This is a genomic window from Pseudonocardia adelaidensis (assembly GCF_039543345.1).
Classification (GTDB): domain Bacteria; phylum Actinomycetota; class Actinomycetes; order Mycobacteriales; family Pseudonocardiaceae; genus Pseudonocardia; species Pseudonocardia adelaidensis.
In genome coordinates, this window is record NZ_BAABJO010000054.1 from 20,958 (window position 1) to 35,510 (window position 14,553).

Genomic DNA, 14,553 nt, shown 5'->3' on the forward strand with positions numbered 1-14,553 from the left:
AACGGTCTGCCTGCGCTTGGCGTGGTCGCGCTTCTTCCGCGACCTCGCCGACCCGTCCACTCATGCAGTCGTCGTGCGAGCCTGCCAGGGCTGCCAGGCGGCGCTGCGCAGCAGACGCAGGCCGACGATGACGGTGGAGCAGGTCGTGGCGGTCCCGCCGGCAGGCCTCGTCATTGGCATCGGAGCGGTCTCCCTGCCGAACGCGCTGAGCACGGTGACGCAGCTGGCGCCGGCGGTCGGTTTCCTGGCGGCGGTGTTGGTGCTGGCCCAGCTCTGCGCCGACGAGGACCTGTTCCGGGCGGCGGGGCGCTGATGGCGGGCGCCAGCGCGGGCAGGCCTCGGAGATATGTGGGCTTCCTCAACCGACAGGGAACGGATAGCAGCCGATGCCGCGGCGGCCGTCTTCGTCGGCGGCTGCGCCACGGGAGGAAGGTGGCGCCGATCCGGAAGGCAGCGTGACCGTGCAGGAGGTGGAAGAGCCCCAGTACCTCCACGAGGGCAAGTACCTCGGTCAGACCGTGACGATCCAAGCCGCGGTGAGCGCGGTCCCCGCCGAGGACCGGATCGAGGACGACGAGACACACCACGGTGACGACTCCCGGCTCGTCATCACCCAGGGCGTCGACGTCGCGGTCGGCGACGTCGTCCAGTTCACCGGAACCGTCGGGCAGCACGACGTGACCATGGAGGCCGAGGCGATTCCCCCGGTCCGCCACGACAAGTGCGAGAAGTACGAGAGCGAGCCGTTCCTCTACGACGCCCGCGTGGAAGCGCTGCCGGCGTCGGTTAGCCGCAGGAACCCGGCGAGCGAGCGAGGAACCCGGGCTCGTGAGGCCCCGATCAGCGGCCGGCGGCGAGACGGCCGACGTTAGTCGCAGACCGCAAGGGGGCGCGTCCCGGTACGAGCGGCCCGACAGGACGTCACGCCGCACGGGAAGCTCCCCGAGCCGCTCGCCGCTCTCGTCGAGCCTCCTCGAGGTGCAGGTCTGCCCGGCACCGGGTGACAAGGGCGCCGAGCTCGCAGCGCGGTTGCGGTCCGCGTGCATAGATGAAGCGCGACGCCCAATCGGTTCTGTATCACACCTTCTCTGCCACAGGTCCACCAGAAGGCGCACGTGGAATGCCCTTCTCCGCATTACTCCCGCACCAATCGGCCCTGCGTCCGAACCTGTATAGGTCGAAACGTCTTGAGAACTTCAGGTGAGAGCCTGATCTACTGGACGGGAGGGTCGGGGGCGAAGGTGACGTCTTCGGGTTGGTGGCGCAGGGTGATGCCGTCGGTGTTGACGTCGTAGAGGTCGTGGAGGTTGCCGAACTCGCCGGTGGGCAGTAGCAGGGTGTCGTCGCGATGGATGGGATCGTCGCGGATCCAGGTGTCGAACGCGGCGAGGTCGGTGTGCCGGGGGTCTTTGAAGTACTTGACCAGCCGCCGGTACAGCTTCGGGAACATCGTCAGCGTTGACAGCTGGGCAAGATCATGCAGCGCCGTCCGGCTGCTGGTGGTGAGGTCTTCACTGCGCCACATGCCCAGCTTCTCGCTGCGGGCTTGTGCGATCAGGCCGCGCATGTGCCGGATCAGATCCAGCGGCATGGTGGCATACAGCTCGGCGTAGGCTATACCGTTCCGGACCAGCGCGGCGTTCAGGCTGTGATCGAGCAGCTGCTCGGTGACGAACACCGGATCCCCGTCACCCGCTCGGTGACCGCCGGCCGGGCCACTGTCGCCGCCGACATCGGTTGTGACCGTTGTGGCGGGCAGGTCGGGGTTGCCGGGGTAGACCAATCCCAGGACCCGGCCGTTGCTTTCGATGCCGTTGGCCAGCAGGTAGCCGCGGATCGGGTGGTGCTCCGCGGTCTTGGTCTTGTTCGGGAGGTCGTCCCAGAACTCCACCTGCCCGAACCCCATGAGGTCGAGCATGCGGTCCCGGGCCGCGTCGGCGTAGGTGAGGTCCTGGTGCTGGTCTTCGAAGTGGGTCTCGAGGGTGTCGATGCCCTCGAGACCGGACACCGTAGGTGCCCAGGTGGCGGCGGTCCGGGCCGACGTTGCTGAACCGCGGTAGGGCCGGGATCAGCGCGTGGTTGTCGGGCAGGAAGTTGATCGTGTCCCCGTCCGGTTCCGGACCGTTGCGGGGCAGGTCCGGGTAGCGGATGATGAGGGTGTAGCGGGAACCAGCCACGACTGGGCCTCCTCGACCCCCGGGCCGGGCCGGGGCTTGAACGCAAGTCAGATGAATTCGACGCAGCGACGATGAGTGCGACCGCGCCTGCCATCAGGAGCTGCTCGGCCAACACCTGATACGTCCGGTCGTCGGGCACACCGTCGTTTGGGGGCGTCTGCATCCTGGATCAGCCGTGGCTGGCGGCCGAGGTGCAGGGTCGGGTTCCGCCGCCGCGTGCACTCCCGGGTCACCGTCCAAGATGGCGTGGGTGTGCTGCCAGCGGCATCGACATCCGGGTTAGCTGTCGGTCTCGACGGTCTGGGCGTCGGCGGCGGCTCGCTGGACCGACTCGCACCCCTTCAGTGCCACTGCCTTGGTCTCGTACGCCTCGCCGGTCGCGACGACTTGGCCGTTGGATGCCTTCAACCGGAAGCGGTACTTGCCGGCGCGGTCCTTGTACACCTCGAACTGCCCGCCATCCCTGCCCTCCACGTCGACGTGATCATCCGAGGCCGACAGTATCGGCCGGCAATCCGGCGGCCACGACATCGAACGGGTTTACATCACGACGCCCAGCCGGCAGCATCGGCCGCGACAACGTGGCCCTGCCCGCACCGCCCGCGGCGCGTGCCCAACCGCGGCCACGCCCGGTCGGCGCCGATCCAGCGGCGCAGCGGGGGCCAGCTGCGTTGCCGCCGCCAGCGCTCGATCCCCTTGAGCCTGGTCGGACGAACGGGCCTAGCGCCTGCGCACGGGATGTGCGGTGGTAATGCCCGCCAGGAAGGGGGCAAGGGGTAAGCGACATCAACGTTGGTCTTCCGGTCGGCGCAGAGCGCGGGGGCCACGCTCACCTCGACGAGCGGGCCGGGGTCGTTGTACCTCCGATCCCCACGAACCCCGACGGCGAGCAACCATCGGCGGCCGGAACCGGAACCAACCGCCCACTGGTGCAGCCCCACCCGCCATCGCCGGACTGACCACGCACCCGGCCATGCGTCTGAGCATCAATAACACCGTAACCCCCAGCCGCACCAACGACGACTGAGCCCATGAACGCCCGCCGCCGGCCCAGGTCCGCAACCCGCCTTCTCGCCCGACCAGCCGGTCCCCTGCTGGGACGGCACGTTGTTCGCTGGGCCAGGCAGACCTAGCCCGGCGCTTCACGGGCGGTTTGCCGGAGCGGCGTGTTGAACGGCTGAAAGGTGCTCCTGACCAGCGAGGATGTGGATTGCTGAGGTCCAGGTCCGCGCGAGAGCAGGAGCACCTTCCAGGTGAGCAAGCGTAGTGGGTTCTATCCGTGCCCGGCCGCTGACGCGGCGGGCCAGCAGGTCGTGTCGCAGGCCGGTGGGCTGCTGCTTACCGAGACCGTCCGGGTGGTCGGGCTGGACCGCGCGCTGTCCGCGGCGCTCGGGCCGTATCGGCCGCGGAATGCGGTGCACGATCCAGCGAAGATCGTGCTGGATCTCGCGGTGATGCTCGGGCTGGGCGGGGACTGTCTGGCCGATGTTGCGCTGCTGCGCGCCCAGCCCGGTGTTTACGGCCTGGTGGCCTCGGATCCAACGGTGTCGCGCACTGTCGATCGGCTCGCCGAGAACGCACCGCAGGCGCTGGCCGCGATCCACGCCGCCCGGGCCGCGGCACGGGGTACGGCGTGGCGGCTGGCCGGCGAGCGCGCCCCCGACCACGGCATCGACGCCGGTCGACCGCTGGTCATCGATGTGGACGCCACGCTGGTGACCGCGCACTCGGACAAGGAGGGCGCGGCGCCGACGTTCAAGCGCGGCTTCGGCCATCATCCGCTGTGGGCGTTCGTCGACCACGGCCCGGACGGCACCGGCGAACCGCTGTCGGTGCTGCTGCGCCCGGGCAACGCCGGCAGCAACACCGCCGCCGACCACATCACCGTGCTGCGCGAGGCCCTGCGCCAGCTCCCCGGCCACCGGCGGGGCACCCGACCCGGCCGCAAGATCCTGGTGCGCGCGGATGCGGCCGGCTGCACGCACGAGCTGCTCGACTGGCTGGTCGGGCAGCGGTTGTCGTACTCGGTCGGGTTCACCCTGCCCGAGCACATCACCGACGAGCTCGCCCAGGTGCCCGAGCAGGCGTGGCAGCCGGCCTACGACGCCGACGGCGAACCCCGCCCCGGCGCCTGGGTGCTTGAGGTAACCGGGCTGCTCGACCTGCGTCGCTGGCCCAAGGGCATGCGGGTCATCGTCCGTCGCGAGCGCCCGCACCCGGGCGCGCAGCTGCGGATCACCGACGCCGACGGCAACCGGCTCACCGCGTTCGCCACCAACACTCCACCGGGCGGGCCCGGGCGCCAGCTCGCCGATCTCGAACTGCGGCACCGCCGCCGGGCCCGCGCCGAGGACCGGATCCGCGCCGCGAAGGACACCGGGCTGACCAATCTGCCCCTGCACGACCTGGCCCAGAACAAGATCTGGTGCGCGATCGTCGCGCTCGCCGCCGAGTTGACCGCGTGGGCGCAGTTGCTCGCCCTGACCGAGCACCCGGCGCGGCGGTGGGAGCCCAAGCGGCTGCGGCTACGGCTGTTCTCCGTCGCCGGGCGTCTGGCCCGCTCCGCCCGGCGCACGGTGCTGCACCTGTCCGCGCACCCACCCTGGGCCGACCTTCTCCTACGCGCGATCACGGCCCTGCGCGCGCTCCCCGCACCGGGCTGACCACCGGCCGCCCCGTCCCGACGACCCCCGCCATCCGGCCGTGGAACCGACGCCGACCCGAGCGAACTCGGGCGAGATGTCGTGCCCGCAGAGCACAATCACCCGTCACAGACTGCCCACCGACCGGTCTCGATCACCGCCGGCCTGGAGACGAAAGATCCGGGCTAGCCAGCGCACGTCGGCAGGAGGAGACTCGCCGGCGGTTCGGTGTGCACCGCCGCGTGAAGAAGCGGAGACGACAATGGCCAGTGAAACTCCGACGATCGTTTTCGTCCACGGTGCGTGGGCCGACGCCACCGGTTTCGACCCAGAGATCCGCGCGCTGCGGGACCGTGGATTCACGGTCATCGGGTTTGCCAATCCGCTTCGCGACCTCGCCGCCGACGCAAGGTACCTGGCCGAATTCCTGCAGACCTTGACGGGACCGATCGTGCTCGTCGGCCACTCCTACGGCGGCAACGTCATCTCAGTCGCCGCGGCTGGCAACGCCCAGGTCACGGCGCTAGTCTACCTGAACGGCTGGATGTGCGACGAGGGCGAAAGCCAACAGCAGCTCTTGGAGAAGTTCGAAGGCAGCCTCGTCGGACCCTCAATTAGGCCGGTGCCCTTCACCGCACCGGACGGGAGCGAGGGCACCGACCTCTACCTCGACCGCGAGGCGTTCCACGAAGCCTTCGCCGCCGACGTCGACCCGCAGACCGCCGCGGTGATGGCCGCCGCGCAACGACCCTACGCCGTAGCCGCGTTCGCCGGCACCCCTTCAGGCTCGCTGGCGTGGAAGACACTCCCGTGCTGGTATTTGCTTGGCACCGAGGACAAAGCCATCCCACCGGCCCTCCAGCGGTTCATGGCCGCGCGCGCGAACGCAACCATCATGGAAGTGCCAGCCTCGCACGTCTCCTTCGTCTCACAGCCCGAGGCTGCAACCCAACTCATTCTCCAGGCCGTCGAGGCAACAAACCCCAGCCGGACCTGAGCCGCTGCCACGACACAGCCCTCAGCTCTTGCTCTCGACAATTACTCACCGCCGCCGAGCCGACCCCGACGACTTCCAGGCCAGGCTCGGATAGTGCGCAATAATCCGAGCCAAGTCAGGACCGCCTGAAGAGTCATCAAGGGATGAACTCATTGCCGTAGTGGAGTAGGGCCGAAGGTCACGATCTCGTCGGTTCGACCGTCATGGCCGCCTGGAACGCGCCGCGCAAACTCTTGTGTCGTCCTACCCTCGGTGTGTGCTCACCGTGCACATCGCCACGCCCCCGCATTGCTCACAGGTCTATTGACACTCTGAACACATCTCAACGCGGATATCCGACTACGATGTAGGAGAATTCAGACATGGTTGTCAGCAACCTTGTTCTCATCCCCGGTGCTCGCGGCGTCGGCCGCGCGGTCTTCGACCACTTGAGTGCTCAGGATGTGCCGGTGCGTCTCATGGTCCGTCGCGAGGACGAACATGCAGCTGAGGTGAGAGGGCTCGGCGCGGAGGTCGTCATCGGGGACCTGACCCGGCCCGATACCGTAGCGGCCGCGCTGCAGGGCGTGTCCCGGATGTTCTTCGCGATGGCTGTATCCCCGGACCACCTGCTGGCGGCGACCGTGGTGGCCTCCGTCGCGAAGGAGTACGGGAATCTGGAGGCCCTGGTAGACCTGTCGCAGATGACGGTGTCGCAGATGACCGCCACCAGCACCGAGGAGTCGCATCAGCAGCGGCTGCACTACCTGACGGAGCAAGTACTGAATTGGTCCGGCCTGCCCGTGGTGCACATCCGGCCGACAGTATTCCTCGATACTCCGCTGTTCACTACGATGGCAGCGCGGTCGATACAGGAAAACGACACGATCATGTTGCCGTTCGGCTCCGGACGCACCTCGCCGGTCGCGGTGGCCGATGTAGCCCGGGTCGTCGCCACCGTGCTCCGCGACCCGGCTCCCCACATTGGACACGTCTATGAGCTCACCGGTCCGCACTCGGTCACGATGGCGGAGCTGGCCGGGGCCTTCTCGCGCGCGCTGAATCGGCCAGTGTCCTATGTGGATGTGCCACTGGACCGGTGGCAGGCCGAGCTGTCCAGGCTGGGCCTTCCGCCGCACGCCGAACAGCACGTCGCCACTATGGCCCAGCTGCACCGGGACAACCGCTACGACCGCACGACCGAGGGCGTCGAGCGGTTGACAGGCATCCGGCCCCAGTCAATCGAAGCGTTCGTGGTCGCCCACAGGAACCTCTACCTGGGCTGAGACCTCGTCCCAGGCTGGCGCCAGGGCCGCTTCTGTCGCGGACCCCTTCGGAACCTCTCGGCCGGTATCGCCGCTTCGGCGCGCCAACTCCGCCACCTACTCTGATGCGATGAAGGAGCAAGGCCTCCGCTCCTCGTGACCCTCGGCTAGTGGCGTCCACGAGAGTGGTGTGCGGCAGGCCCTGGTGAGGGGCGTGGCGGAGGGGCGTAGGGCGGCCATCGCGTGATCTTCTGGAGACCTCTCACAGTCATTCAGAAGGACGACCACGCGATGACCGCACCGAGCAGTTTCGACCCTGCCCGTTTCCTGCATGAGCACCTGGCCTCCGCCTCGCCGGACCTGCTGCGCTCGATGCTGACCACCTTCATCAACACCCTGATGTCCGCCGAGGCCGACGCCGTCTGCGGCGCCGCTTATGGCGAGTCCAGCCCGGACCGGACCAATGTGCGCAACGGCTACCGCCACCGCGAGTTCGACACCCGCGCCGGCACCCTGGACGTGGCGATCCCCAAGCTGCGCTCCGGCTCCTATTTCCCGGAGTGGCTGCTCGAGCGCCGCCGCCGCGCCGAACGGGCCCTGACCACCGTGGTCGCCACCTGCTACCTGCTCGGCGTGTCCACCCGGCGGATGGAGAAGCTGGTCGAATCGTTGGGGATCACCCGGCTGTCCAAGTCGCAGGTCTCGACCATGGCCGCCGAGCTCGACACCCACGTCGCGGACTTCCGCACCCGCCCGCTCGACCAAGGCCCCTATACGTTCGTCGCCGCCGACGCCCTGGTGCTCAAGGTGCGCGAGGGTGGGCGGGTGGTCAACGTGCACGCCCTGCTCGCCACCGGCGTCAACGCCGACGGTCACCGGGAGATCCCTGTTGATCATCGCGGCCTGCAGGTCATCTCGGCCGAGGACGGCGCCGGCTGGCTCGGATTCTTCCGCGATCTGACCGCCCGCGGGCTGACCGGGGTCCGGCTCGTGACCAGCGACGCGCACCGCGGGCTGGTCGAGGCCATCGGGGCGACCTTGCCGGGCGCGTCCTGGCAAAGGTGCCGCACCCACTACGCGGCGAACCTGATGGCAGCGACCCCGAAGAGCAGCTGGCCGTGGGTGCGGGCGCTGCTGCACTCGGTCTATGACCAGCCTGACGCCACAAGCGTGCACGCCCAGTTCGACCGCGTTCTGGACGCAGTCGCCGAGAAGCTGCCGAAGGTCGCCGAGCACCTCGACGCAGCCCGCCCCGACGTGCTCGCCTTCACCGGGTTCCCGAAGGAACTCTGGCGCCAGATCTGGTCCAACAACCCCTCGGAACGGCTCAACCGGGAGATCCGTCGGCGCACCGATGTGGTCGGCATCTTCCCCGACCGGGACGCGTTGATCCGCCTCGTCGGGGCCGTGCTGGCCGAGCAACACGACGAATGGGCCGAAGGCCGCCGCTACCTCGGCCTCGACGTCCTGGCCCGAGCCCGCCTCAGTGCCGTTCCCGACACCACAACCGGCGAGGAGGTGACCACGACCGACACCATCCCGGCGCTCAGCGCCTAACCAACGAGAAGATCACGCATCAACCGTCAAACACCACGCCGGCGGACTTGACCCAAGAAAAGATCAACTACAACGACAGGAGGTTGACCGGCCCCGCCCCTTCAGGGGCAACGGGGTGATGTCGCGGACGGTCTGGCCCTGGGCGGACATCAGGACCACGATCGCGCGCCGCATCCGGACCGGCTTCTTGGCGGTCCGGCTGATCCGCGCCAGCTTGCGGCCCTCGTCCATTGATAACGGCCGCACAAACACGCTCGGTCTGCGCGCCATGATCACCTCCCGCACTCGACGTGCGGGCAGCTTCCCGGGACCAGCAGGCAAGATCGATTACCTGGTCGACACTGCGTGTCGAGCCACTAGCTGAGGACGTACTCACCGCGCGCGTGGCGGGTTGCGCACGATGGAGATCTCCATAGCGAGCATCAGCTCACCCGAGACAGGTGAGGCGGTCGTGGGATGCACCGGCCAACCCTGGACGAGTGAGGCTTGTCGTTGATCTGACGCGGTGCCAGGGATATGGGCAGTGTGCGTTCGCCGCGCCTGAAGTGTTCCGGATGCCCGGTGCTGAGGCGTTGCTGTACAACGGGGACCCCGACGACAGGCAGCGCGAGAAGGTTCTACAGGCCGCGGCCGCCTGCCCGGTGCGGGCGATCGTGCTGGATCCCGACGCGGGCGTGCCCGCCCCTCGCCCCGCGGCCGGCGGCGGGACGTCTTCGTCGGTGGAGCGCATCGTGATCGTGGGCGCGTCGCTCGCGGGGCTCCGCGCCGCGCACACGCTCCGCCGGGAGGGCTTTCGAGGCTCATTGACGCTGATCGGGGACGAGCCGTATGAGCCATACGACCGGGTGGCACTGTCCAAGCACGTGCTGACGGGCTGGGTGTCGGCTGAGAGCACGGCGCTGCCGGGCAACGACGGCCTTGACGCGGACTGGCAGCTTGGCCAGGCGGCCACCGGGCTCGATCGCCTTAACAAGCGCGTGCAGTTGGGCGACGGCCACGCCGTGGACTTTGACCGCTTGTTGATCGCGACCGGGGTCCGTGCCCGCCAGTGGCCGAGGCCGGCCGAGGCGGCCCTGGAGGGGGTGTTTGCCATCCGCCGCCGCGACGACGCGGCCGGGCTGCGGAAACTGCTCGCCGCCCATCCCCGGCATGTGCTGGTGATCGGGGCCGGGTTCATCGGCTCCGAGGTCGCCTCGGACTGCCGCGAGCTCGACGCGCCGGTGACGGTCGTGGAACGGGGTCCGGCTCCGTTGGCGGGCGCGCTGGGGGCAGCGATGGGCCACGTGGCGGCCGGTCTACAGCGCGAGCACGGCGTTGACCTGCGTTGCGGCGTGTCTGTGGACGCCCTCGAAGGAGACGCCGAAGACCGGGTGTGCCGGACGCGCCTGTCGGACGGCAGCATGCTCGATGTCGATGTCGCGGTGGTGGCCCTCGGCGCGGAACGCGACGTGGGCTGGCTTCAGGGCTCCGGCCTGGCTGCCGGCCACTGGGGCATCGCATGCGACGCCGGGTGCCGCGCCTTCGATGTCAACGGCGTGGTCACCGACGACATCTTCGTCGCCGGTGACGTGGCCCGGTTTCCGCACCCGCTGTACGGCTACCAGTTGCTGGCGCTGGAGCACTGGGGCAACGCGGTGGACCAAGCCGAGATCGCGGCGCACAACATGATCAATCCGTCCGCGGAGCGTTGGGCGCATCTCGCGTTGCCGGTGTTCTGGTCGACGCAGTTCGGTATCGAGATCAAGTCGATCGGCGTGCCCACGTTCGCCGATGAAGTGGCCCTGGTGCAAGGATCCGCGCATACCCGACGGTTCGTCGCGGCCTACGGCCGTCAGGGACGTATCACCGCTGCGGTGGCGTTCGACCACGGAATGTGGTTGGAGTTCTATGGCCGGCTGATCGAGCAGGCGGCGCCTTTCCCACCAGAGTTCCCGGTCGTCGACCCGCCATCGAGCCGACGGCCGGTGCCGGCCGAGATCCACGAGCAGGCCCTGCCCCAACAGGCCACGGTCGTGCTCACCGGCCACGACCCCAGCGAACGCCGAGCCGTGCTGGTGCACGGGCGTTGAGAAAGGCGGCACGATGGCCCCGGCGAGCGTCTTCCAGCAGATCCTCGACTACGCCAACCGTGCCGATCCCTGGCCGTTGTATGCCGAACTGCGCGATACACCGGTAGCGCGAGAGGACGACGGCACCTACGTCGTCAGCAGGTACCGCGACATCGTGGCGCTCCTGCACGATCCGCGCGTCAGCTCGCAAACCACCCAGCCGGTCGGCGACACCGCAGACGACGAGTCGGCGCGGAGCTTCATCAGTACGGATCCTCCCGAGCACGATCGGATTCGCCGGATTCTCACCCGGCACTACGGCCCACCCGAGACGCCCGGCCGAATCGACGCCATGCGCACCGAGATGCTGGAGATCGTCACCAGCCTCATCGACGGCCTTACCGGCAAGACTGAGATCGACCTGGTCGATGGGTTCGCCTACCCCTATCCGGTGACGGTGATCTGCCGACTGCTCGGCGTCCCGGTCGAGGACGAGCCCCGGTTCCATGTCTGGGCCGACGCCATTGTCGAAAGCATCGGCACGGGGGCGGGGGCGGACGCGGTGCGCGCGAAACGCGAGACCGCGTTCGTCGAGCTCGGCAGGTATCTCGGCACACTCGCGGACGCCCGCCGGGACCTCCTGGGCGATGACCTGATATCCGGGCTGGTCACCGACGACGGTGCACTGGGCCGCCTCTCACCTGCCGAACTGGAACCCAACCTGGCGTTGCTGCTGTTCGCCGGGCACGAGACCACGGTCAACCTCATCGCCAACGGGATGCTCACCCTCCTGCACCATCCCGACGTGCTCGACCGCATCCGCCGCGAACCCGAGTTCGTCATCCCCACGGTCGAAGAACTGCTGCGCTACGAACCGCCCGTGAACCTCCTGCCGAACCGTAGAGCTCTGGCCGACGTCGACATCGCCGGCACCACCATCCCGGCGGGCGCACCCATCACGCTGGTCCTGGCCGCCGGTAATCGAGATCCGGACCACGTGCCCGACCCGGACCGCTTCGACCCCGAACGGTTCCGTACCGAGTACCTCGCGATCAACCGCGACAGCGCCCAGCATCTGGGCTTCGGCGGCGGCATCCACTACTGCTTCGGCGCACCGCTGGCCCGCCAGGAAACGCAGATCGCGCTCGTCGAACTGGTCCGGCGACTGGACAACCCCCGGCTACTGGCCGACCCGCCGCCATACCGTCCCAGCGCCCTTCTCCGCGGCCCACGACATCTCCCCCTTGCCGTGGACCGGATCATCCCTGACGCGGACTCCGGAGGTGTCCGGCACCCAACGGTGACCTCGGCGTGAGGTGTCGGTAGCGCGCATCCGGTGGGATGGCCGCGCAGGACCCACCGCACTGGCTGATCAAGCCGCCGAACAGGTCGATCGCCGGCCTCGAGTACGTCGAGCGCTTCGATCACCAACGGTCTGCTCGAGACCTCCGGCCATGTTCCACCTGCTCGACTCGAAGCGGCGCACTAGCGTCATGCCATCGCCCTCGACAGAGCCTGTCACCCAGACCCGCAAGGTCTCCGGACACACCGGAGCTTCAACCCGATGACCAGTACACCCGACCAATCTCAGGCACGTCCCCCTAGCCTAACTACTGCAACGGCAGTTCATGATCGTGGTGGGTGATGGCCGCGGCGGCGGTAGTGGCTTGCTCGGGCTTGGTGTTGTCGGCGGCGTCGCCAGATCGACCATCTGATGGTGCTGGTCAGCCAGGGGCCCTACGGCGCGCGCGGGCCACGCAGACGCGGACGAGGCGGCGGCCGGTTCACCTCAGGTCAACCGCCGAGTGACAAAGTTCTGTCATTCCTCCGACGTGCTCATTCCTCCACAGTGGATAGAGCCCGGGACGGGCACAGGTTGACCGCGTTCCGCGCCCGGGCCGCGGCCTCGCCGTCGGGTCGATCGGTCAGCAGCACCACGATGCCGTCGTCACCCTGGTCGAACACGGTCGGCTCGGCCAGCACGCATTGCCCGGAGCCGACGCAGACCCCGGTGTCCGCCTTGATCCGCATCACGTCCTCCTCACCAGGCGACCGGAAGTTCGTAGGCGCCGTAGATGGCGGCGTCACTCTTGAACGGGACATCGTCCACCGGCACGGCGAGGCGCAGGGTGGGAATGCGGCGGACCAGCGTGTCGAAAACGATCTGCAGTTCGAGCCGGGCCAGGTTCTGGCCGAGGCATTGGTGCGGGCCATAGCCGAAGGCGATGTGGTGGCGGGCTCCGCGCTCGACGTCCAGTTCGGCCGGATTCTCGAACACCGCCGGGTCCCAGTTGGCAGACAGGCCCGAGATGACGACTCCCTCGTCCGCCTTGATGGTCACCCCGCCGATCTGCACGTTCTCGGTGGCGATCCGTGTACTCGCTCTTCACTGAGTCGGCGGGAAGTAGTGGTTCCATTCGACCCGGACCGTACGCGGCGCCTCGGCCAGCACGATCCCGTTCCACACGGAAGGCGGGCTCGTGCTGGTCAACGGCCAAACCGGTCCGCGTCTGCAAGCCCGCCCCGGGGAGCGGGAACGCTGGCGGATCGTCAACGCCAGCACAGCCCGCTACCTGCGGCTGCGCCTGGACGGCCAGCAGACCCAGCTGCTCGGCATCGACTCCGGCCGCTTGTCCGCCCCCCCACGACGTCGACGAGATCGTGCTCACAACCGGCAACCGCGCCGACCTGCTCGTCACCACCGCGGCCGGCACCAGCGAGCTGCGCACACTGCCTTACGACCGTGGAAACATGACCGCCATGATGGGCGGCGGCCCCCACGACGGCTCGCCGATGGGCGGCATGGACCGAGGAAACGGTGCCGGGTCGACACCGGCCGCCGATGACGAACCGATCGTCCTGGCCACTCTCGAGGTCGCCCGGCCCACGGCTGAACCTCTGCCCGCGGTGCCCGCCCAACCCGTTCCTCGTGACCTGCGCGCCGAAACCGCCACCAGCCATCGCGAACTGACCTTCGCCATCGGCATGGGCGGCGGCGGGATGGCCTTCACCATCGACGGCAACCAGTTCGCAACCGAATCGACCAGTCCGTGCGGGCCGGGGCCGTCGAAGAGCGGACCATCACCATCACCATCACCAACACCAGCCCCATGGACCACCCCTACACCTGTATGGGTGGCCCATGCAGCTCGTCGAACAAGCCGGCCAACCCCTGGAGGCGCCCACGTCGCAGGACGTCATCAACGTCCCAGCCAGGAGCAACGTCACGCCTCGGATCGCCTTCGACACCTTCACCGGCCGTACCGTCTACCACTGCCACATCCTCGACCACGAAGACCGCGGCATGATGGCCGTCATCATCACGCAGCAATAGGCGGACGGCTCGTTGATCCTCTCCTGACGACGCCATCGCGAGCACGTCTACCCGACCATGCCCCACCTCACACCCAGACAGCTCCAGCCGCTCGAGCACGCCGGAGTTCAGTCAACCAACCGCTGCATCGCCTTCCGCACCAGGGACGCGGTGCTGCTGCAGTCTCACCAGCTGCGTCCGCTGACCCGGTATTTTTCCGAGGTGACCGACGGTCTTGTTGAACAGCTGCCCGTCGATACCGTCGTCGATGGGGTTATCTGGGGTCGTCGACGGCGGATCCACCATGTCGCCGACACGAACCGGGGCGTCCTGCGGACCTTGTTGGACTGCTTATCTTCGGCGTGTCCAAGACGCAACGACTGAGTGGCCGTGACAGTGTGAACCGACCGCAAATGTTCGTCTGTTGCGACCGCACTTGTTGGCCGAGCTCCTGATCAAAGTTGGCGAGAAGTGGCTGCACTCTGCAGCCGGGTAGTTCGTGCTCAATGGACTAATTGAGTGGGCGTGGCTCCTGATGCGAGCGCAGGAAACCGCCGGATAGCCGCGTTGATCCC

Annotated in this window: 13 protein-coding genes and 2 pseudogenes; 10 read left to right on the forward strand and 5 right to left on the reverse strand. The window is 68.3% G+C overall.

The features are described 5' to 3' along the window. Nucleotides 1–16 precede the first annotated feature (16 nt). Both ABEA81_RS40455 and ABEA81_RS40460 read left to right on the forward strand, forming a co-directional pair. Nucleotides 17–313 carry a hypothetical protein gene (locus tag ABEA81_RS40455; protein ID WP_345613082.1) on the forward strand — a complete coding sequence of 99 codons (297 nt, stop codon included), beginning with the start codon at nucleotides 17–19 and terminating at the stop codon, nucleotides 311–313. A 157-nt stretch (nucleotides 314–470) separates the two neighbouring features. After that, on the forward strand, nucleotides 471–872 hold the full coding sequence (locus ABEA81_RS40460; RefSeq protein ID WP_345613084.1) for a hypothetical protein: 402 nt from the start codon (nucleotides 471–473) through the stop codon (nucleotides 870–872). A 341-nt stretch (nucleotides 873–1,213) separates the two neighbouring features. Here the strand turns inward: ABEA81_RS40460 and ABEA81_RS40465 are convergent, their stop codons facing one another. Continuing rightward, entirely contained in the window at nucleotides 1,214–2,008 is a 795-nt protein-coding gene (locus ABEA81_RS40465; RefSeq protein ID WP_345613086.1) for a hypothetical protein, read from the reverse strand. Nucleotides 2,009–2,456: 448 nt separating this feature from the next. Continuing rightward, entirely contained in the window at nucleotides 2,457–2,708 is a 252-nt protein-coding gene (locus ABEA81_RS40470) for a YegP family protein (RefSeq protein WP_345613088.1), read from the reverse strand. Between the two features lie 722 nt (nucleotides 2,709–3,430). Between ABEA81_RS40470 and ABEA81_RS40475 the strand changes: the two genes are divergently transcribed. The 4 genes from ABEA81_RS40475 (at nucleotide 3,431) to ABEA81_RS40490 (ending at nucleotide 8,617) form a co-directional block, all read left to right on the forward strand. After that, the gene (locus ABEA81_RS40475) at nucleotides 3,431–4,840 is read left to right on the forward strand and encodes an IS1380 family transposase (RefSeq protein WP_345613090.1); all 1,410 of its coding nucleotides are present in this window, start codon (nucleotides 3,431–3,433) and stop codon (nucleotides 4,838–4,840) included. A gap of 241 nt (nucleotides 4,841–5,081) precedes the next feature. Further along, nucleotides 5,082–5,816, forward strand: coding sequence for an alpha/beta fold hydrolase (locus ABEA81_RS40480; protein WP_345613092.1), 735 nt, complete (start codon nucleotides 5,082–5,084; stop codon nucleotides 5,814–5,816). A gap of 362 nt (nucleotides 5,817–6,178) precedes the next feature. Next, entirely contained in the window at nucleotides 6,179–7,081 is a 903-nt protein-coding gene (locus ABEA81_RS40485; RefSeq protein WP_345613094.1) for an NAD(P)H-binding protein, read from the forward strand. A 270-nt stretch (nucleotides 7,082–7,351) separates the two neighbouring features. Continuing rightward, on the forward strand, nucleotides 7,352–8,617 hold the full coding sequence (locus ABEA81_RS40490) for an IS256 family transposase (RefSeq protein WP_345613096.1): 1,266 nt from the start codon (nucleotides 7,352–7,354) through the stop codon (nucleotides 8,615–8,617). A 63-nt stretch (nucleotides 8,618–8,680) separates the two neighbouring features. On the opposite strand, the gene ABEA81_RS40495 is transcribed toward ABEA81_RS40490, so the two are convergent. Next, the gene (locus tag ABEA81_RS40495) at nucleotides 8,681–8,887 is read right to left on the reverse strand and encodes a hypothetical protein (RefSeq protein WP_345613098.1); all 207 of its coding nucleotides are present in this window, start codon (nucleotides 8,885–8,887) and stop codon (nucleotides 8,681–8,683) included. A gap of 209 nt (nucleotides 8,888–9,096) precedes the next feature. Between ABEA81_RS40495 and ABEA81_RS40500 the strand changes: the two genes are divergently transcribed. Together ABEA81_RS40500 and ABEA81_RS40505 are read left to right on the forward strand one after the other, a co-directional pair. Next, nucleotides 9,097–10,686 (forward strand): FAD-dependent oxidoreductase, encoded by a 1,590-nt coding sequence (locus tag ABEA81_RS40500; RefSeq protein ID WP_345613100.1) that lies wholly within the window; start codon nucleotides 9,097–9,099, stop codon nucleotides 10,684–10,686. 13 nt (nucleotides 10,687–10,699) lie between these two features. After that, nucleotides 10,700–11,980, forward strand: a complete 1,281-nt coding sequence (locus ABEA81_RS40505; protein WP_345613102.1) for a cytochrome P450 — start codon at nucleotides 10,700–10,702, stop codon at nucleotides 11,978–11,980. Between the two features lie 521 nt (nucleotides 11,981–12,501). Here the strand turns inward: ABEA81_RS40505 and ABEA81_RS40510 are convergent. Then, nucleotides 12,502–12,696: a ferredoxin gene (locus ABEA81_RS40510; RefSeq protein WP_345613104.1), complete on the reverse strand. Its 195-nt coding sequence runs from the start codon at nucleotides 12,694–12,696 to the stop codon at nucleotides 12,502–12,504. Between the two features lie 10 nt (nucleotides 12,697–12,706). After that, nucleotides 12,707–13,045, reverse strand: a pseudogene (locus ABEA81_RS40515) (cytochrome P450); the annotation flags it as partial. 100 nt (nucleotides 13,046–13,145) lie between these two features. Between ABEA81_RS40515 and ABEA81_RS42915 the strand changes: the two are divergent. Both ABEA81_RS42915 and ABEA81_RS40520 read left to right on the forward strand, forming a co-directional pair. Then, nucleotides 13,146–13,511, forward strand: a complete 366-nt coding sequence (locus ABEA81_RS42915) for a cupredoxin domain-containing protein (protein ID WP_425570867.1) — start codon at nucleotides 13,146–13,148, stop codon at nucleotides 13,509–13,511. A gap of 275 nt (nucleotides 13,512–13,786) precedes the next feature. Continuing rightward, a pseudogene (locus ABEA81_RS40520) lies at nucleotides 13,787–13,999 on the forward strand (multicopper oxidase domain-containing protein); the annotation flags it as partial. Nucleotides 14,000–14,553: the final 554 nt, after the last annotated feature.